Genomic DNA, 18,877 nt, shown 5'->3' with positions numbered 1-18,877 from the left:
TGTGTCGCATTCCAGCATCGAAAGCGCGCACGGCAGTGCCGCTTTCACCTGCCGCAAGCGTTTTTGTTCCCCTGACGTAATATACTGGGCTGACACGGGCGTGCTGCCGCAGGCGCCGCCGCAGCGATTGGATATATGCAATGAATGAACTTGACGGACTGTCGGCACTGATCATCGAACCCCATCAGGGGATGCGCACCAGCATTCACAACATGCTCAACCTGTGCGGCTTGACGAAGATCGACCATGCGGGCGGCTCGAATGCTGCCGTCAAGCTGGTGACGGCCAAATCGTTCGACCTGATCCTGTGCGAATACGACCTCGATGGCGGTCAGGATGGCCAGCAGCTGCTTGAAGACATGCGTCACCACAAGCTCATTGCCTTGTCGACCATGTTTTTCATGGTCACGGCCGAAGGCAACTACGGCAAGGTGGTCAGCGCGGCCGAGCTCACCCCCACCGACTACATCCTCAAGCCGTTTACGGCCGACCGCCTGCTCGAACGGATCGCGCGCGCGCTCGACAAGCGCAATGCCTTCATGCCTGTCTACCAGCTCATGGATATCGGCAACCAGCGCGACGCCATTGCCGCCTGCATCAGCGGGATGCAGGCCAATCCGCGCTATGCGGTCGACTTCATGCGCCTGCGCGCCGAGCTGCACATGTTCCTGGGCGAGCCGGCCGAGGCCGAGCCGATCTACCAGCAACTGTTCGAGGCGCGCCAGATCGGCTGGGCACGCCTTGGCGTGGCCAAGACCCTGTTCATGCGCGAGCGCTACGAAGAGGCCAGGGATATCCTCGAGTCGCTGGTAGAAAACAGCAAGAAGTTTGTCGACGCCTATGACTGGCTGGCCAAGACCTACGCCGCCATCGGTTCGCTCGAGCGCACCCAGGCTGTGCTGGCCGAAGCGGTCTCGGTGTCGCCGCACGCGGTGCGGCGCCTGCGCCGGCTGGGCGAAGTGGCACTGGAAACGGGCGACACCGACACCGCCGAAAAAGTGCTCAAGCAGGTGGTCAGCAAGGCCAAGTATTCGGAATTTCGCGATCCGGAAGACCACATGAAGCTGGTGCAGACGCTGGTCAAGAAGGGCGACCCGGTGCAGGCGGCGGCCGTCATTCGCGACCTCGACAAATCGATGGGCGGGCAGCGCAACACCAGTGTGTGCAGCGCCATTGCCTCGGCCATGGTGCATGAATACACGGGCAATGAAACGCGCCTGGCCGAGTCGCTCGGCGCGGCCCTGGCGGCCTGCAAGGAAAGCCAGGGTTTGTCCAGCGATGCCAAGCTGGAGCTGGCACGCAACTGCCTGCACAACAATATGGAAGAGGGCGCGGCCGACGTCATGCGCGACGTCATGCGCAATGCCTCCAACAATGCCGCCATGGCCAAGGCGATCGCAGTGTTCGAAAAGGCCGGCAAGGGCGAGCTGGCCAACGAGATTGCACAGGAAAGCCGGCAGGCGGTGGTGGAGCTGGTGGCCGCCGGCGCCGTCAAGGCCCGCGAAGGCGACTACCGGGGCGCGGTGGCGCTCATGATCGAGGCGGTCAACAAGCTGCCCGACAATCCGCAGGTGGTGTTCAATGCCGCGCTGGCAGTGCTCAAGTGCCTGGAAAACGTGGGCTGGGAAGAGCGCCTGGGGCAGTACGCGCGCAACCTGATCGATACCGTGCGCCGGCTTGACCCGGTCAATCCCAAGCTGCCTGCACTGGCCAGCCTGCATCAGCAAATCCTGAAGAAATACGACAAGGGTATGCGCGCCAAGAAGGCGTAGCCCGCATCCGATGGTTGCCCCTTCCACCAGCCAGGAAACGCGCAAGGTCCGCGCCGGCCTGCTCAGCAAGGTGTGCGGCGATGACGCCATGTTCGCGCTCGGCGCCTCGATCGCCCAAGTGGTGCAGATGGCCAGTTCCGACGACCAGGGCACGCATGACCTGGCGTACTATGTGCTGGGCGACGCCGCGCTGACCCAGCGCATCCTGCGCCTGTCCAATACCGCCAACTACCGCACGGCAAGCGGCAACAACGTCACCACCATTTCGCGCGCCATCTCACTGCTGGGCTTTGACAACGTCAAGACCACGGCGCTGGCCATGCTGCTGGTGGACGCGCTGGGCAACAGCGAACACGAGCAGAGCGTGCGGGTGGAACTGGAGGCGGCCCTGTGCGCCAGCCTGGTAGGGCGGGAAATGGCGCGCCACAGCTTTTACCAGGGTGCCGAGGAAGCATCGATCGGGTCGCTGTTCAAGAACCTGGGGCCGCTGCTGGTGGCCTCGCACGAACACGCGCGCTACCGCGAAATCAATGCCCTGGTCGCCAGCGGCCAGCACAGTGCGGCGCAGGCCTCGCAGATGATCCTCGGTTGCACCTACGACACCCTGTCGGAGGCGGTGATGAGCGAATGGAAGCTGCCGGAAGTGATCGTGCGTTCGCTCTCGCCCCTGCCGGCAGGCACGCTCAAGGTGCCGGCCAACCGCGGTGAATGGATGCGCCAGGTGGCCTCGTTTGCGGTCGAGGCCGCGCGCCTGCTGGCGCGCGCGGGCGACCCGCTGCGCAGCAGCGAGTTTCGCGCCATGCAGCAGCGCTATGGACTTTCGCTCAACCTCGATGCGGGGCAGATGGGCGAACTGCTGGAAACGGTCAAGAATGAAATGGCGGGCCTGCTGCAGAGCATGAACATGCAGCCGCAGACGCGCTTCGACCCGGCGCCCGAACACGAGGGCCTGCCCAATGTGCTGCTGCTGGCCACCATGGGGGGCGATGACGGGGAGGGTGGCTGTCACCCGAGCGGCAAGCCGCTCAATGCGCGCGAACTGTTGCTGGCCGGGGTGCAGGATGTCACCCAGATGCGCGCCTCGGGCAAGAGCCGCGTCAATGAACTGATCTTCGCGGTGCTCGAAACGCTTTACACCAGCATGGGGTTTCGCTTTGCCACCGTGTGCCTAAAGGATGCGCGCAGCGGGCAGTACCGGGCGCGACTGGCATTTGGCGAAAATCACCAGCCGCTGATGCAAGGCTTTGCCTTTCCCGCCACCTCGGCGCGCGACCTGTTTCACCTGGCCATGGAAAATGATGCGGACCTGATGATCTCGGACGCTTCCACCCAGAAGATCCGCGACCTGGTACCGGCCTGGCACAAGGCCTTGCTGCCGGACGCGCGCAGCTTCATCGTGCTGCCCCTGGTGGTGGGAAAAGTGCAGCTGGGATTGTTCTATGCCGACCGCAAGAGCGCCGCGCCGGAGGGCGTGCCGCCCGACGAGACTTCGCTGATCAAGGCGCTCAAGGGACAGGTCCTGGCCGCGCTGGCGCCCTGAGCCGGCAGCGCCGGCCGGCGGAAAAAAACGGACCGACGCCTTGCGTGAGTCCGCTTTTGTTACCGCAGGGCGGGCGGTGAGTTACTTCTTTGCGCTCTTGCGGCGCGCCGTCAGGCCGGCCAGGGCCAGGCCGAACAGGGCGATCGATGCCGGCTCGGGCACTTCTTCAATGGCGCCGCGGTTGGCCAGTTCGTTCAGCAGCAGGGTCTGGGTGCTGGCAGTGATGGCAGTGTCGGCCCAGTCATAGGCGTTCACGTAGACATAGCCGGCGCCGACCTTGCCGCCGGCGATGGCAGTCAGGTCGCCAGGACGGGTGGCGAACTGGGTAGCGGTGCCGAGCGAACCAATGTTGTAGAAAAACTCCGTACCGGGGCCGCCCGCGTAGGAGGTACCCAGGCCGGTGGACAGGCCGGCGCCGGTACCTGCAGCGGTAAAGGTGATTGGCGTATCGGTGCCAACATAGCCCACCTGCGATGCGGTGCCGCCCAGCAGGCCCATGCCGAAGGTCGCGCCACTCCATTCGGTAATCAGCATGCCGCCGTTCTGGACAAAGTTGGCCAGCGAAGCGTTGCCATCGGTGCGCAGCAGCATGACGGCATCGACCCCACCGAGACTGCCAGCATCGAGGCCGCCCAGGTTATAGGCGGTGTGCCCGTTCGCGGTCAGGAAGGAAATAATGGCATCGTTGTTGTTGCTGCCGTACAGGCCGATCACATCGGCAGCGGCCGAACCGGCCGCGGTCAGGCCGGCAAACGCCAGCGACGCGGCGATGATGCTTTTCTTGATATTGAACATTTTCAGGATCCTGGTGTAGTTGTTTTAGGGGTTGCAGCGCTGGCAATTCAGCAATAACTGTGCCGGTGTGAAAACTTTATATTTTTCAACAGGTTGCAGTTTCTGACATATTCAGCGGGCGCCGGATGTAAATATTGCCGACACCGGGTCGGCCGAAGCGGTGCCGCTTCCCGCGCAGTGAACAGGTCCTGGGGCGCCGGCGCCCTGCCGCGCCTTCGCGCCGGCCCATGAAACACTAGCCAGGTAGCACGCCCTCGCGAGCCGATAAGGGGAATGCAAAAAGATTGGCTTTTCCGCCGTTTGGCCCTTGCACTTCCATTCTCCCTTCCGCTACAATCACGCCCCGAAGCAAGACGTCAACGCTTCTGCTCAAAACACCGGGCAAATAAAGTTGACAGTTATTTGTGCTTGCTTCATACTCTGCGGTTCCTCGCGGAGGGGTGGCCGAGTGGTTAAAGGCGACAGACTGTAAATCTGTTCTCTATGAGTACGCTGGTTCGAATCCAGCCCCCTCCACCAAGTTGTTGCGGGAAAGTTGCAGCAGGTGAAAAAAGAAGTGTCCTCGCGGGTGTAGCTCAATGGTAGAGCAGAAGCCTTCCAAGCTTACGACGAGGGTTCGATTCCCTTCACCCGCTCCAGGTTTTTCGCAGACATATCGCATCAAATTAGCCCTTTTAGCTCAGTGGTAGAGCACTCCCTTGGTAAGGGAGAGGCCACGTGTTCAATCCACGTAAAGGGCACCAGAATTTAGTATCAGCTGGTCGGCAGTAATCTCAACATAGTCAGGCTGGAGCGTCACGTGACGTGCCTGGGAATTATCAAAAATCGTTAGGAGTCTAAAATGGCAAAAGGTAAATTCGAACGGACCAAGCCGCACGTCAACGTCGGTACCATCGGACACGTTGATCACGGCAAGACCACCCTGACTGCAGCTATCGCTACCGTTCTGTCGAAGAAATTCGGCGGCGAAGCAAAAGCTTACGACCAGATCGATGCAGCACCAGAAGAAAAAGCACGCGGCATTACCATCAACACCGCTCACGTCGAGTACGAGACCGCCAATCGTCACTACGCGCACGTTGACTGCCCAGGCCACGCCGACTACATCAAGAACATGATTACCGGTGCTGCCCAGATGGACGGCGCGATCCTGGTATGCTCGGCTGCTGACGGCCCAATGCCACAGACCCGCGAGCACATCCTGCTGGCACGCCAGGTTGGCGTTCCTTACATCATCGTGTTCCTGAACAAGTGCGACCTGGTCGACGATGCAGAACTGCTGGAACTGGTTGAAATGGAAGTGCGCGAGCTCCTCTCGAAGTACGAGTTCCCAGGCGACGACCTGCCAATCATCAAGGGTTCGGCTCGTATGGCCCTGGACGGCGACGCCGGCGAAATGGGCGAGCAGGCCATCATGGCCCTGGCCGAAGCACTGGACAGCTACATCCCAACGCCAGAGCGCGCTGTTGACGGCGCCTTCCTGATGCCAGTGGAAGACGTGTTCTCGATCTCCGGCCGCGGTACCGTGGTGACCGGTCGTGTTGAGCGCGGCATCATCAAGGTTGGCGAAGAGATTGAAATCGTCGGCATCAAGGACACCGTCAAGACCACCTGCACCGGCGTGGAAATGTTCCGCAAGCTGCTGGACCAGGGTCAGGCTGGCGACAACGTTGGTCTGCTGCTGCGCGGCACCAAGCGTGAAGACGTGGAGCGTGGCCAGGTTCTGGCCAAGCCAGGTTCGATCAAGCCGCACAACCACTTCACCGGCGAGATCTATGTGCTGTCGAAGGACGAGGGCGGTCGTCACACCCCATTCTTCAACAACTATCGCCCACAGTTCTACTTCCGTACCACGGACGTGACCGGTTCGATCGAGCTGCCAGCGGACAAGGAAATGGTCATGCCAGGCGATAACGTGTCGATCACCGTCAAGCTGATCAACCCGATCGCGATGGAAGAAGGTCTGCGCTTCGCCATCCGCGAAGGTGGCCGCACCGTTGGTGCAGGTGTTGTTGCCAAGATCCTCGGCGAAGCATCGAAGTAATTGCAGTACCGGGGGAGCGCTGCAAGGCGCTCCCCTCTGAAATCACTACTTGCCCGGGCGCGTGCCTGGTGCTAGAATAGTCGATTCCACTGAAGTTTTACGTAGGGACGTAGCTCAATTGGCAGAGCGTCGGTCTCCAAAACCGAAGGTTGGGGGTTCGATGCCCTCCGTCCCTGCCACCGTTCTGGTGCAGGGCACCGAAAGTAAAAACGTATGTCTAATCAATCCGTGCAAACTGTCAGCACGTCGAACGACAAGATCAAGATCGCGCTGGCCATCGTTGCCGCGATTGCAGGCGTCGTCGGGTTTTTCTACCTGAAGGGCTTGAACAAACCAGCTTACATGTGCGCAGGTGCACTGGTGGCTGGTTTGGCTATTGCCGTGCTGATTTTGTGGACGTCCTCGTCGGGCCGCGATTTCCTCAATTTCGCCAAGGAAGCCGTACGCGAGACCAAAAAGGTCGTCTGGCCCACCGGCAAGGAAGCGCGCCAGATCACCATGATCGTGTTCGCCTTCGTTGCCGTCATGGCGCTGTTCTTGTGGCTCACGGACCAGGCGATTCAGTTTGTCCTGTACAACCTGATTCTGGATTGGAAATAGAATGAGTGACAACGTTGAAGAAGGTGCGGCCGGCAATCCCGCGCAAGGTCTGGTTGATGCAGCTGCCGCACCGGCAGTGAGCGTCCCGGTCAGCAACAAACGCTGGTACGTCGTGCACGCTTATTCCGGCATGGAAAAGAGCGTCATGCGCGCCCTGACCGAGCGCATCGAACGCGCTGGCATGCAAGACCAGTTTGGCCAGATCCTGGTCCCGGTCGAAGAAGTGGTTGAGTCGAAAAACGGCCAGCGTTCGGTGACCGAGCGTCGTTTCTTCCCGGGCTATGTCCTGGTTGAAATGGAAATGACGGACGAGACCTGGCACCTGGTCAAGAACACGAGCAAGGTCACCGGCTTTATCGGTGGCAAGAGCAACAAGCCGACCCCGATTCCTGCGCGCGAGATCGACAAGATCATGCAGCAGATGCAGGAAGGTGTCGAGAAGCCCCGCCCGAAAGTGCTGTACGAAGTGGGCGAGCAAGTGCGTATCAAGGATGGCCCGTTCACCGATTTCTCCGGCAATGTCGAAGAAGTCAATTACGAGAAAGCCAAGGTCCGCGTCTCGGTCACCATTTTCGGCCGCGCCACCCCGGTGGAGCTGGAATTCGGGCAGGTCGAAAAGGTGTAAGGTTTTCAGCGCCGATCCGGAGCGCCGCACGCAGTCTCAGCGATATCCGGTAAGAGGAGCCCTGCCATGTTTCACCCGGCGGGGCGCTACTACTCATACTGACAGGAGCCATCATGGCAAAGAAAATCATTGGTTTTATCAAGCTGCAAGTGCCAGCTGGTAAAGCAAACCCATCCCCACCGATCGGCCCAGCACTGGGTCAGCGCGGCCTGAACATCATGGAATTCTGCAAGGCGTTCAACGCCCAGACCCAGGGCCAGGAGCCAGGCATGCCGATTCCGGTCGTGATCACGGCTTTCGCGGACAAGTCCTTCACCTTCGTGATGAAGACCCCTCCAGCGACCTACCTGATCAAGAAGTTCGCCGGCATCACCAAGGGTTCGCCAACCCCGCACACGAGCAAGGTCGGCAAGCTGACCCGCGCCCAGGCGGAAGAAATCGCAAAAATCAAACAGCCGGATCTGACCGCTGCCGACATGGATGCTGCAGTGCGCATCATCGCCGGTTCCGCTCGTTCGATTGGCATCACGGTAGAGGGGATGTAATGGCTAAGCTTTCCAAACGCGTCAAGGCAATCAAGGCCAAGGTTGACCGCAACAAGGCCTACGGCTTTGACAATGCAGTGGCTCTGGTAAAAGAATTCGCAACCGCCAAGTTCAACGAGTCGATCGACGTCTCGGTGCAGCTGGGCGTGGATCCGAAGAAGTCGGACCAGGTTGTGCGCGGTTCCGTCGTGCTGCCTTCGGGCACCGGCAAGGAAGTGCGCGTTGCCGTTTTCGCCACCGGTGAAAAGGCTGAGCAGGCCAAAGCCGCCGGCGCCGACATCGTCGGCATGGAAGACCTGGCAGAGCGTATCAAGGGCGGCGACATGCCTTTCGATATCGTTATCGCTTCGCCAGACACCATGCGTATCGTCGGTACCCTCGGCCAGGTACTGGGCCCACGTGGCCTGATGCCTAACCCGAAGGTCGGCACCGTGACGCCTGACGTGGCTACCGCCGTCAAGAATGCCAAGGCTGGTCAGGTGCAGTACCGTACCGACAAGGCAGGTATCATCCACGCGACCATCGGCCGCAAGTCGTTTGACGACGCCGCCCTCAAGGCCAACCTGCTGGCGCTGATCGAAGCGCTCAACAAGGCCAAGCCGGCAACGTCGAAGGGCGTGTACCTGCGCAAAGTAGCGATCTCGTCGACCATGGGCGCAGGCGTCCGTGTTGACCAGGCTTCGCTGGCAGCCCAGTAATACAGAATCAAGTCCACGGCTGAACAAGCCGTGGCGAATCTTTGGGATGTCCGGCTGCAAGGCCGGGCAGACAATCAAAGACCGTTGGGCCAAAGGCAGCAGGCAGGCCGGAGGTTAATACGCCACCCAACGCAGATGGTGAACCCGAGCATGTTTTGTTAGTCCCGCTGCGTGAATTCATCCGCTCAGTTGTACTTCTAAACGTCGGACGCCGTTGTTCGAACCGATGCAAGGCATTTGCCGCGCATCATTTTAGGAGGTTGACCGTGGGTCTCAATCTGAATGACAAAAAGGCCGTCGTCGCCGAAGTTTCCGCAAAAGTAGCAACTGCGCAAACGATCGTCGTGGCCGAATATCGTGGCATCCAGGTTGGTCACTTGACGCAACTTCGTGCCAAAGCGCGTACCCAGGGTGTGTACCTGCGTGTTCTGAAGAACACGCTGGCGCGCAAGTCTGTTGAAGGTACGCAGTTTGCCGCCCTCGCCGATTCCATGACCGGCCCGCTGATCTACTCGATCTCGGACGATGCTGTTGCTGCTGCTAAAGTCATCAATGACTTTGCAAAAACCAACAACATGCTGGTCATCAAGGCAGGTAACTACGCAGGCAAGCAGCTTGATAAAGAAGCTGTTTCCGCGTTGGCAAGCATTCCTTCCCGCGAAGTCCTCATCGCCCAGATCATGGGTCTGATGCTGACGCCGGTATCGAGCTTTGCACGTGGTCTGGCTGCTCTGGCAGCCAAAAAAGGCGAAGGCGCCGCTCCTGCAGAAGCACCAGCAGAAGAAGCCCCAGCAGCGGCTTAAGCCACTGCCGCTTTTTTAGTCAATACCAACCTTATACACATATTGCAGGGCCGGTCCAGCAAGCTGGCCAGTCCTCAAGTAAATAACTGGAGTTTCAAATGGCAATTAGCAAAGACGACATCCTGGCAGCAGTTGGCGAAATGTCCGTAATGGACCTCAACGACCTGGTCAAGGCATTCGAAGAAAAGTTCGGCGTATCGGCTGCTGCAGTAGCAGTTGCTGGCGGCGGCGCTGGTGCAGGTCCTGCAGCAGCTGCTGAAGAGCAGACCGAATTCAACCTGGTTCTGGCCGACTTCGGCGCGAACAAGGTTGGCGTCATCAAGGCAGTTCGCGAAATCACCGGTCTGGGCCTGAAAGAAGCCAAGGATCTGGTCGATGGCGCACCGAAGACCGTCAAAGAAGCAATTTCGAAAGCAGACGCAGAAGCCGGCAAGAAGAAGCTGGAAGAAGCTGGCGCGAAAGCCGAAATCAAGTAATTCAGTAGTTGGCGCAACGTTTCGCGCCGGAGTCAAAGCTTGCGGTCCCCTCCCGAAAGGGCGGGGATGCGGCTTTGGCTCTTTTGTCGTCCCTGTCGTATAAGTACCGAATTAAAGCCGTCCTTAAGTTGCAGGCGGCAGTATTTGCAGTTCTTCTTATCACCTTGACGTGGAAGTTCGAGACTTGAGGCCTTGCGTGTGGTGGCTCGCACTGGCAATTCCTGAATTCTCATCCTTTCTGTCACTCACGGAGTGTCCATGCACTACTCATTTACTGAGAAGAAACGCATTCGCAAATCATTCGCGAAGCGCGCCAACGTTCACAACGTTCCCTTCCTTCTGGCTACCCAGCTTGAATCTTACGAGAACTTCCTGCAGGCCGATACCAGCGTATCGAACCGCAAGAATGATGGCCTGCAGTCGGCTTTCACCTCGATTTTCCCTATCGTGTCGCACAATGGCTTTGCGCGCCTCGAGTTCCTGTCGTATGTCCTGGGTGACCCGGCTTTCGATGTCAAGGAATGCCAACAGCGTGGACTGACGTTCGCGTCGCCTCTCCGTGCCAAGGTGCGTCTGGTGATCCTGGACAAGGAATCGCCTACCAAGCCTGTTGTCAAGGAAATGAAGGAGCAGGAAGTCTACATGGGCGAATTGCCGCTCATGACGACCACCGGTTCGTTCGTGATCAATGGTACCGAGCGCGTCATCGTGTCGCAGCTCCACCGTTCCCCTGGCGTGTTCTTCGAGCATGACCGCGGCAAGACCCACTCCTCGGGCAAGCTGTTGTTCTCGGCAAGGATCATTCCTTATCGCGGCTCCTGGCTTGACTTCGAGTTCGACCCGAAAGACATCCTGTTCTTCCGCGTCGACCGTCGCCGCAAGATGCCGGTCACGATCCTGCTCAAAGCCATTGGCATGTCGCACGAGCAAATCCTGGCCAACTTCTTTGTATTTGACAATTTCAACCTGCGCTCCGAAGGCGCGGAAATGGAATTCGTCGCCGAGCGCCTGCGTGGCGAAGTGGCACGTTTCGACATCGTCGACAAGTCGGGCAAGACGCTGGTCCTGAAGGACAAGCGAATCAACGCCAAGCACGTGCGCGATATCGATGCGGCCGGCATCAAGCACATTTCCGTGCCTGAAGACTACCTGCTCGGCCGCGTGCTGGCCAAGAACATTGTTGACGCAGAAACGGGCGAAATCATCGCTTCGGCCAACGACGAGCTGACCGAAGACGTGCTCGGCAAGCTGCGCGACGCCGACGTGACGGAAATCCAGACCCTGTACACCAACGACCTGGACCAGGGCGGCTATATTTCGCAGACCCTGCGCATTGACGACACCGCCGACCAGATGGCTGCCAAGGTGGCCATCTACCGCATGATGCGTCCAGGCGAGCCGCCAACGGAAGACTCGGTCGAAGCGCTGTTCAACGGCCTGTTCTACAGCCCTGAGCGCTATGACCTGTCGGCCGTGGGCCGCATGAAGTTCAACCGCCGCATCGGCCGCGATGAACTGACTGGCATGATGACGCTGTCGAACGAAGACGTTCTGGCCGTGATCAAGATTCTGGTGGAACTGCGCAATGGCCGCGGCGAAGTCGACGATATCGATCACCTCGGTAACCGCCGCGTACGCTGCGTGGGCGAACTGGCTGAAAACCAGTTCCGCGCCGGCCTCGTGCGCGTGGAGCGCGCCGTCAAGGAACGCCTCGGCCAGGCCGAAGCGGACAACCTGATGCCGCACGACCTGATCAACTCCAAGCCGATCTCGGCCGCCATCCGCGAGTTCTTCGGTTCGTCCCAGCTGTCGCAGTTCATGGACCAGACCAACCCGCTGTCGGAAATCACGCACAAGCGCCGCGTGTCCGCCCTCGGCCCTGGCGGTCTGACCCGCGAACGTGCCGGCTTCGAGGTGCGCGACGTGCACCCGACCCACTACGGCCGCGTGTGCCCGATTGAAACGCCAGAGGGACCAAACATTGGTCTGATCAACTCGCTGGCGCTGTTTGCCCGCCTGAACGAGTACGGCTTCCTCGAGACGCCTTACCGCAAGGTGGAAAACAGTGTCGTCACCGACAAGATCGATTACCTGTCGGCCATCGAAGAAGGCCGCTACATCATCGCCCAGGCGAACGCGACCATCGATACCGAGAACAAGCTCTCCGACGAGCTGGTCTCGGCCCGTGAAGCCGGCGAAACGATCCTGGTCTCGCCAGAGCGCATCCAGTACATGGACGTGGCCCCGGGCCAGATCGTCTCGGTGGCGGCATCCCTGATTCCGTTCCTCGAGCACGATGACGCGAACCGCGCATTGATGGGTGCCAACATGCAGCGCCAAGCCGTCCCTTGCCTGCGCCCTGAAAAAGCATTTGTCGGTACCGGTATCGAGCGTACTGTTGCTGTCGACTCCGGTACCACCGTGCAAGCCCTGCGTGGCGGCGTGGTGGACTACATCGATGCAGGCCGTGTGGTGATTCGCGTCAACGACGACGAAGCGCAGGCGGGCGAAGTCGGCGTGGATATCTACAACCTGATCAAGTACACCCGTTCCAACCAGAACACCAACATCAACCAGCGTCCGATCGTCAAGGTTGGCGACCGCGTCTCCAAGCGTGACGTGATTGCCGACGGCGCATCGACCGATCTGGGCGAACTGGCCCTGGGTCAGAACATGCTGGTGGCGTTCATGCCATGGAACGGTCTGAACTTCGAAGATTCGATCCTGATCTCGGAAAACGTGGTCAAGGATGACCGCTACACCTCGATTCACATCGAAGAGCTGTCCGTCGTGGCCCGTGACACCAAGCTGGGTGCCGAAGAAATTACCCGCGACATCTCGAACCTGGCGGAAAACCAGCTGGCTCGTCTGGATGAGTCCGGTATCGTCTACATCGGTGCTGAAGTGCAAGCCGGCGACACCCTGGTCGGTAAAGTCACGCCAAAAGGCGAGACCCAGCTGACGCCGGAAGAAAAGCTGCTGCGCGCCATTTTCGGCGAGAAGGCATCGGACGTGAAAGACACCTCGCTGCGCGTGCCTTCGGGCATGGTCGGCACCGTGATCGACGTCCAGGTCTTCACCCGCGAAGGCATCGTTCGCGACAAGCGCGCCCAGCAGATCATCGATGATGAACTCAAGCGTTTCCGCCTGGACCTGAACGACCAGATGCGGATTGTGGAAGGCGATGCCTTCCAGCGTCTGGAAAAAATGCTGATTGGCAAAGTTGTCAATGGCGGACCGAAGAAGCTGGCCAAGGGCGTGGCGATCACCAAGGAATACCTGGACGATCTCGACAAGTACCACTGGTTCGACATCCGCCCGGCCGACGATGATGCTGCCACCGCCCTCGAAGCGATCAAGGAATCGATCGCCGAGAAGCGTCACCAGTTCGACCTGGCCTTTGAAGAAAAGCGCAAGAAGTTGACCCAGGGCGACGAACTGCAGCCAGGCGTGCAGAAGATGGTCAAGGTCTACCTGGCCGTCAAGCGCCGCCTGCAGTCGGGTGACAAGATGGCAGGCCGTCACGGTAACAAGGGTGTGGTTTCCCGTATCGTGCCAGTCGAAGACATGCCATACATGGCCGACGGTACGCCAGCGGACATCGTGCTGAACCCACTGGGCGTTCCTTCGCGAATGAACGTGGGTCAGATTCTCGAGACCCACTTGGGCTGGGCTGCCAAGGGCCTGGGCCTGCGCATCGGCGAAATGCTGGTGGCGCAAGCCAAAGTTGCCGATCTGCGCAAGTTCCTCGGCCAGATCTACAACGAGACCGGCAAGTCGGAAGACCTGGACAGCTTCAGCGATGACGAAATCATGACGCTGGCCGAGAACCTCAAGAAGGGTGTGCCGTTTGCCACGCCAGTCTTTGACGGCGCGCATGAATCCGAGATCAAGCGTATGCTTGACCTGGCCTACCCGGAGCCGATCGCGACCAAGCTGGGCATGACCGAGTCCAAGAACCAGGTCACGATGTACGACGGCCGCACCGGCGAAGCCTTCGAGCGCAAGGTAACTGTTGGCTACATGCACGTACTGAAACTGCACCACCTGGTAGACGACAAGATGCACGCGCGTTCGACCGGTCCTTACTCGCTGGTAACGCAGCAGCCACTGGGCGGTAAAGCCCAGTTCGGCGGCCAGCGCTTCGGTGAGATGGAGGTGTGGGCACTGGAAGCGTACGGCGCATCGTATGTGCTGCAAGAGATGTTGACTGTCAAGTCGGACGACGTGAACGGCCGTACCAAGGTGTACGAGAACCTGGTCAAGGGTGACCACGTGATCGACGCCGGTATGCCTGAGTCGTTCAACGTGCTGGTGAAAGAGATTCGTTCCCTGGGTATCGATATCGACCTGGAACGAAACTAACTAACAAGTTGCGGGACGGACCAGGTTTCCTGGTCGGTCCTCAACTGATCAGACCAGCACTAGGGTGATGACCACGCAAGTGGTCACCCCGGTTTTAAGCAATTTAATCACCTGGAGTGATACATGAAAGCTCTGCTCGATCTATTCAAGCAAGTTCAGCAAAACGAGACGTTTGACGCGATCAAGATCGGTCTGGCGTCGCCTGAAAAAATCCGTTCGTGGTCCTACGGCGAAGTCAAGAAGCCGGAAACCATCAACTACCGTACCTTCAAGCCGGAGCGCGATGGCCTGTTCTGCGCCAAGATCTTTGGCCCGATCAAGGACTACGAATGCCTGTGCGGCAAGTACAAGCGCCTCAAGCACCGCGGTGTCATCTGCGAAAAGTGCGGCGTGGAAGTCACGCTGGCCAAGGTGCGCCGCGAGCGCATGGGCCACATCGAACTGGCTTCGCCTACCGCGCACATCTGGTTCCTGAAGTCGCTGCCGTCGCGCCTGGGAATGGTCCTGGACATGACGCTGCGCGACATCGAGCGCGTGCTGTACTTTGAAGCATATGTCGTGACCGATCCTGGCATGACCCCGCTCAAGAAGTGCCAGATCATGTCGGAAGACGATTACGCCGCCAAGTACGAAGAGTACGGCGACGACTTCACCGCATTCATGGGCGCCGAAGGCATCCGTGAACTGCTGCGCTCGATCGACATCCACCGCGATGCCGAAGCCCTGCGCGTGGAGCTGAAGGAATCGAAGTCCGAAGCGAAGATCAAGAAATACGCCAAGCGCCTCAAGGTGCTCGAGGCATTCCAGCGTTCGGGCATCAAGCCGGACTGGATGATCATGGAAGTGCTGCCCGTGCTGCCGCCGGAACTGCGTCCGCTGGTGCCGCTGGACGGCGGCCGCTTTGCGACCTCCGACCTGAACGACCTGTATCGCCGCGTCATCAACCGTAATAACCGCCTGAAGCGCCTGATGGAACTGCGCGCGCCGGAAATCATTACGCGTAACGAAAAGCGCATGCTGCAGGAAGCAGTGGACTCGCTGCTGGACAACGGCCGTCGCGGCAAAGCGATGACCGGCGCCAACAAGCGTCCGCTCAAGTCGCTGGCTGAAATGATCAAGGGTAAGGGCGGCCGTTTCCGTCAGAACCTGCTGGGCAAGCGCGTCGACTACTCGGGCCGTTCGGTCATCGTGGTCGGTCCACAGCTCAAGCTGCACCAGTGCGGCCTGCCGAAACTGATGGCGCTGGAACTGTTCAAGCCATTCATTTTCAACAAGCTCGAACTGATGGGCCTGGCAACCACGATCAAGGCCGCCAAGAAGCTGGTCGAGATCCAGGAACCGGTCGTGTGGGACATCCTGGAAGACGTGATCCGCGAACATCCGGTCATGCTCAACCGTGCGCCTACGCTGCACCGCCTCGGTATCCAGGCGTTCGAGCCGGTCCTGATTGAAGGCAAGGCCATCCAGCTGCACCCGCTCGTCTGCGCCGCGTTCAACGCCGACTTCGACGGTGACCAGATGGCTGTCCACGTCCCGCTGTCGATCGAAGCACAGATGGAAGCGCGCACGCTGATGCTGGCGTCGAACAACATCCTGTTCCCGTCCAACGGCGAACCTTCGATCGTGCCGTCCCAGGATATCGTGCTCGGTCTGTACTACGCCACGCGCGAAGCGATCAATGCCAAGAACGAAGGCATGCTGTTCCCTGACGTGTCGGAAGTCATCCGTGCCTACGACAACAAGGAAGTCGAACTGACCACCCGCATCACGGTCCGTATCGTCGAGCATCCAAAGAACACCGAAACCGGCGAGTTCGAGCGCACCGTCACGCGCTACGAAACCACGGTTGGCCGTGCAATCCTGTCCGAGATCCTGCCGAAAGGCCTGCCGTTCAGCGTGCTGAACCGCGCTCTGAAGAAGAAAGAGATCTCCAAGCTGATCAACACGTCGTTCCGCAAGTGCGGCCTGCGTGCCACGGTCGTGTTTGCCGACAAGCTGATGCAGTCGGGCTTCCGTCTCGCAACGCGCGCCGGTATCTCGATTGCCGTGGACGACATGCTGGTACCACCGCAAAAGGTCACCCTGATTGCGGCGGCCGAGCAGGAAGTCAAGCAGATCGAACAGCAGTATTCGTCCGGTCTAGTCACTGCCGGCGAGCGTTACAACAAGGTCGTCGACATCTGGGGCAAGACCTCAGACGAAGTCGGCAAGGCCATGATGGACCAGCTCAAAGTAGAAGACGTCATCAAGCGCGACGGCACCAAGTCGACGCAGGAATCGTTCAACGCGATTTACATGATGGCCGACTCGGGCGCCCGCGGTTCGGCAGCCCAGATTCGCCAGTTGGCTGGTATGCGAGGACTGATGGCCAAGCCGGACGGTTCGATTATCGAAACGCCGATTACCGCGAACTTCCGCGAAGGCCTGAACGTATTGCAGTACTTCATCTCGACCCACGGCGCTCGTAAAGGTCTGGCCGACACCGCGCTGAAAACGGCGAACTCCGGTTACCTGACCCGTCGCCTGGTCGACGTGACCCAGGATCTGGTGGTGATTGAAGACGACTGCGGCACCACCAACGGCGCGCTGATGAAGGCGATGGTCGAAGGCGGTGAAGTGATCGAGCCGCTGCGCGACCGTATCCTTGGCCGTGTGAACGTGCACGACGTGGTCAATCCTGAAAACCAGGAAACCCTGTACGAAGCCGGCACGCTGCTGGACGAAGACATGGTTGAAGAAATCGAACGCCTGTCGATCGACGAAGTCAAAGTACGTACCCCGCTGACCTGCGACACGCGCTTTGGCCTGTGCGCCAAGTGCTACGGCCGCGACCTGGGCCGCGGCCTGTTGGTCAACGCCGGTGAAGCAGTCGGTGTGGTCGCTGCCCAGTCGATTGGTGAGCCTGGTACCCAGCTGACCATGCGTACCTTCCACATTGGTGGTGCGGCATCGCGTGCGGCAGTGGCCTCGTCGGTGGAAGCGAAATCGAATGGTACCGTGCGTTTCAGCGCCACCATGCGTTACGTCACCAACGGCAAGGGCGCCCAGATCGTCATTTCCCGTTCCGGCGAAGTGCTGATCACGGACGACCATGGCCGTGAGCGCGAGCGTCACAAGGTGCCGTACGGCGCGACCCTGATCGTCATGGATGGCATGCAGATCAAGGCAGGCGCACCGCTGGCAACCTGGGATCCGCTGACCCGTCCGATCATTACCGAATATGCCGGTACGATCCGCTTCGAGAACGTGGAAGAAGGCGTCACCGTTGCCCGTCAGGTCGACGAAGTGACCGGTCTGTCGACGCTGGTGGCAATTGACGCCAAGCGCCGCGGTTCGCTGACCAAGACGCTGCGTCCGCAGGTCAAGCTGCTCAACGAAGCTGGCGAAGAAGTCAAGATCAGCGGCACCGAGCACGCCGTGACGATCGGCTTCCAGGTTGGCGCGCTGATCATGGTCAAGGATGGCCAGGTGGTGAGCAAAGGTGAAGTGCTGGCACGTATCCCGACTGAATCGCAGAAGACGCGAGACATTACCGGTGGTCTGCCACGCGTAGCCGAACTGTTCGAAGCGCGTTCGCCGAAGGATGCCGGTATGCTGGCCGAAGTGACCGGTACGGTTGCATTCGGTAAGGAAACCAAGGGCAAGCAGCGTCTGGAAATCACGGACATGGACGGCAACAAGCACGAGTTCCTGATTACCAAGGACAAGCAAGTGCTGGTACACGACGGCCAGGTAGTGAACAAGGGCGAGATGATCGTGGACGGCCCGGCCGATCCGCAAGACATCCTGCGCCTCTTGGGTATCGAAGCGCTGGCGCGTTACATCGTTGACGAAGTGCAGGACGTGTACCGTCTGCAGGGCGTGAAGATTAACGACAAGCACATCGAAGTGATCGTGCGCCAGATGCTGCGCCGTGTGCAGATCGTGGAAGCAGGCGATGCGAACTACATCGTCGGCGAACAGGTCGAGCGTTCGGAGCTGCTGGACGAAAACGACCGCGTGATCGCCGCCGGCAAGATCCCGGCCACGTACGAAAACGTACTGCTGGGTATTACCAAGGCATCGCTGTCGACCGATTCGTTCATCTCGGCTGCATCGTTCCAGGAGACCACGCGTGTTCTGACCGAAGCTGCGATCATGGGCAAGCGCGACTCGCTGCGCGGCCTGAAGGAAAACGTCATTGTCGGCCGCCTGATTCCAGGTGGTACGGGTCTGGCATTCCACCGCGCCAAGAAGGAAAAGGAACTGTGGGAAGTCGAAGAGCGCAAGGCGCTGCTGGACGCGGAGAAGGCTTCCATGTCGGCAGAACTGCAGGCGATGGAAGACAACACTGCACCGCATAGCGACGAAGCGTAATCAGCTTTCAGCGCAAATGAAAACGGCACCGAGGAGAGATCCCGGTGCCGTTTTTTTGTGGTGCGCCCAGCATGGGCGCACTCCTGTGGGTGAAAGTCCCGCCGCGAGCTGACCACAGCGAGCGAAGTGAAGCGCAACTGCGGAAGAGTAATCGACCGTGGGGAGGAAGCGTGAATCGTAAATCATGAGCCGATGGACAAGAATCGCATAGAAGGCGCTGCCGAGCAGGGCGAGCGGGCCACAAACCGCGAAGCTCTT

12 protein-coding genes and 4 tRNA genes are annotated in these 18,877 nt (G+C 59.7%); 15 read left to right on the top strand and 1 reads right to left on the bottom strand.

The window, feature by feature from the left end; genetic code table 11:
* The first annotated feature begins 140 nt into the window (after nucleotides 1-140).
* Together KY495_RS07165 and KY495_RS07160 are read left to right on the top strand one after the other, a co-directional pair.
* Complete coding sequence (locus KY495_RS07165; RefSeq protein ID WP_219882988.1) at nucleotides 141-1,772, top strand: response regulator; 1,632 nt, start codon at nucleotides 141-143, stop codon at nucleotides 1,770-1,772.
* Between the two features lie 10 nt (nucleotides 1,773-1,782).
* A complete protein-coding gene (locus tag KY495_RS07160) occupies nucleotides 1,783-3,312 on the top strand; it encodes an HDOD domain-containing protein (protein WP_219882987.1) in 1,530 nt (509 codons plus the stop codon).
* Nucleotides 3,313-3,393: 81 nt separating this feature from the next.
* On the opposite strand, the gene KY495_RS07155 is transcribed toward KY495_RS07160, so the two are convergent.
* Nucleotides 3,394-4,107 carry a PEP-CTERM sorting domain-containing protein gene (locus KY495_RS07155; RefSeq protein WP_219882986.1) on the bottom strand — a complete coding sequence of 238 codons (714 nt, stop codon included), beginning with the start codon at nucleotides 4,105-4,107 and terminating at the stop codon, nucleotides 3,394-3,396.
* A 434-nt stretch (nucleotides 4,108-4,541) separates the two neighbouring features.
* Here KY495_RS07155 and KY495_RS07150 point away from each other — a divergent pair.
* The 13 genes from KY495_RS07150 (at nucleotide 4,542) to rpoC (ending at nucleotide 18,619) form a co-directional block, all read left to right on the top strand.
* Nucleotides 4,542-4,626 (top strand) — tRNA-Tyr (locus KY495_RS07150).
* A 45-nt stretch (nucleotides 4,627-4,671) separates the two neighbouring features.
* Nucleotides 4,672-4,745, top strand: a tRNA-Gly gene (locus tag KY495_RS07145).
* Nucleotides 4,746-4,775: 30 nt separating this feature from the next.
* Nucleotides 4,776-4,850 (top strand) — tRNA-Thr (locus tag KY495_RS07140).
* A 98-nt stretch (nucleotides 4,851-4,948) separates the two neighbouring features.
* Nucleotides 4,949-6,151: an elongation factor Tu gene (gene tuf, locus KY495_RS07135; RefSeq protein WP_219882917.1), complete on the top strand. Its 1,203-nt coding sequence runs from the start codon at nucleotides 4,949-4,951 to the stop codon at nucleotides 6,149-6,151.
* A gap of 103 nt (nucleotides 6,152-6,254) precedes the next feature.
* Nucleotides 6,255-6,330: transfer RNA gene (locus tag KY495_RS07130), tRNA-Trp, on the top strand.
* Between the two features lie 34 nt (nucleotides 6,331-6,364).
* Nucleotides 6,365-6,751: a preprotein translocase subunit SecE gene (gene secE, locus KY495_RS07125; protein WP_219882985.1), complete on the top strand. Its 387-nt coding sequence runs from the start codon at nucleotides 6,365-6,367 to the stop codon at nucleotides 6,749-6,751.
* A 1-nt stretch (nucleotide 6,752) separates the two neighbouring features.
* Nucleotides 6,753-7,376 carry a transcription termination/antitermination protein NusG gene (gene nusG / locus KY495_RS07120; protein ID WP_219882984.1) on the top strand — a complete coding sequence of 208 codons (624 nt, stop codon included), beginning with the start codon at nucleotides 6,753-6,755 and terminating at the stop codon, nucleotides 7,374-7,376.
* 113 nt (nucleotides 7,377-7,489) lie between these two features.
* The gene (gene rplK / locus KY495_RS07115) at nucleotides 7,490-7,921 is read left to right on the top strand and encodes a 50S ribosomal protein L11 (RefSeq protein ID WP_219882983.1); all 432 of its coding nucleotides are present in this window, start codon (nucleotides 7,490-7,492) and stop codon (nucleotides 7,919-7,921) included.
* Nucleotides 7,921-8,619 (top strand): 50S ribosomal protein L1, encoded by a 699-nt coding sequence (rplA, locus tag KY495_RS07110; RefSeq protein ID WP_219882982.1) that lies wholly within the window; start codon nucleotides 7,921-7,923, stop codon nucleotides 8,617-8,619. Before rplK ends, rplA begins: the two co-directional genes overlap by 1 nt.
* A gap of 266 nt (nucleotides 8,620-8,885) precedes the next feature.
* On the top strand, nucleotides 8,886-9,422 hold the full coding sequence (gene rplJ / locus KY495_RS07105; RefSeq protein WP_219882981.1) for a 50S ribosomal protein L10: 537 nt from the start codon (nucleotides 8,886-8,888) through the stop codon (nucleotides 9,420-9,422).
* 98 nt (nucleotides 9,423-9,520) lie between these two features.
* Entirely contained in the window at nucleotides 9,521-9,898 is a 378-nt protein-coding gene (gene rplL, locus KY495_RS07100) for a 50S ribosomal protein L7/L12 (protein ID WP_219882980.1), read from the top strand.
* A 258-nt stretch (nucleotides 9,899-10,156) separates the two neighbouring features.
* The gene (gene rpoB / locus KY495_RS07095; protein WP_219882979.1) at nucleotides 10,157-14,263 is read left to right on the top strand and encodes a DNA-directed RNA polymerase subunit beta; all 4,107 of its coding nucleotides are present in this window, start codon (nucleotides 10,157-10,159) and stop codon (nucleotides 14,261-14,263) included.
* Between the two features lie 123 nt (nucleotides 14,264-14,386).
* On the top strand, nucleotides 14,387-18,619 hold the full coding sequence (gene rpoC, locus KY495_RS07090; protein WP_219882978.1) for a DNA-directed RNA polymerase subunit beta': 4,233 nt from the start codon (nucleotides 14,387-14,389) through the stop codon (nucleotides 18,617-18,619).
* The last annotated feature ends 258 nt before the right edge of the window (nucleotides 18,620-18,877 follow it).

Source organism: Massilia sp. PAMC28688 (genome assembly GCF_019443445.1).
Taxonomy (GTDB): Bacteria; Pseudomonadota; Gammaproteobacteria; order Burkholderiales; family Burkholderiaceae_D; genus Telluria_A.
Note: the sequence above shows the minus strand (reverse complement) of the source record. Positions and strands in the feature narration are given on the sequence as shown.

Coding starts and splice junctions, on each gene's coding strand:
- rplA (WP_219882982.1), top strand. CDS start 7,921: ATGGCTAAGCTTTCCAAACGCGTCAAGGCAATCAAGGCCAAGGTTGAC.
- rpoB (WP_219882979.1), top strand. CDS start 10,157: ATGCACTACTCATTTACTGAGAAGAAACGCATTCGCAAATCATTCGCG.
- nusG (WP_219882984.1), top strand. CDS start 6,753: ATGAGTGACAACGTTGAAGAAGGTGCGGCCGGCAATCCCGCGCAAGGT.
- rplL (WP_219882980.1), top strand. CDS start 9,521: ATGGCAATTAGCAAAGACGACATCCTGGCAGCAGTTGGCGAAATGTCC.
- KY495_RS07155 (WP_219882986.1), bottom strand. CDS start 4,107: ATGTTCAATATCAAGAAAAGCATCATCGCCGCGTCGCTGGCGTTTGCC.
- KY495_RS07165 (WP_219882988.1), top strand. CDS start 141: ATGAATGAACTTGACGGACTGTCGGCACTGATCATCGAACCCCATCAG.
- tuf (WP_219882917.1), top strand. CDS start 4,949: ATGGCAAAAGGTAAATTCGAACGGACCAAGCCGCACGTCAACGTCGGT.
- rpoC (WP_219882978.1), top strand. CDS start 14,387: ATGAAAGCTCTGCTCGATCTATTCAAGCAAGTTCAGCAAAACGAGACG.
- KY495_RS07160 (WP_219882987.1), top strand. CDS start 1,783: ATGGTTGCCCCTTCCACCAGCCAGGAAACGCGCAAGGTCCGCGCCGGC.
- rplK (WP_219882983.1), top strand. CDS start 7,490: ATGGCAAAGAAAATCATTGGTTTTATCAAGCTGCAAGTGCCAGCTGGT.
- secE (WP_219882985.1), top strand. CDS start 6,365: ATGTCTAATCAATCCGTGCAAACTGTCAGCACGTCGAACGACAAGATC.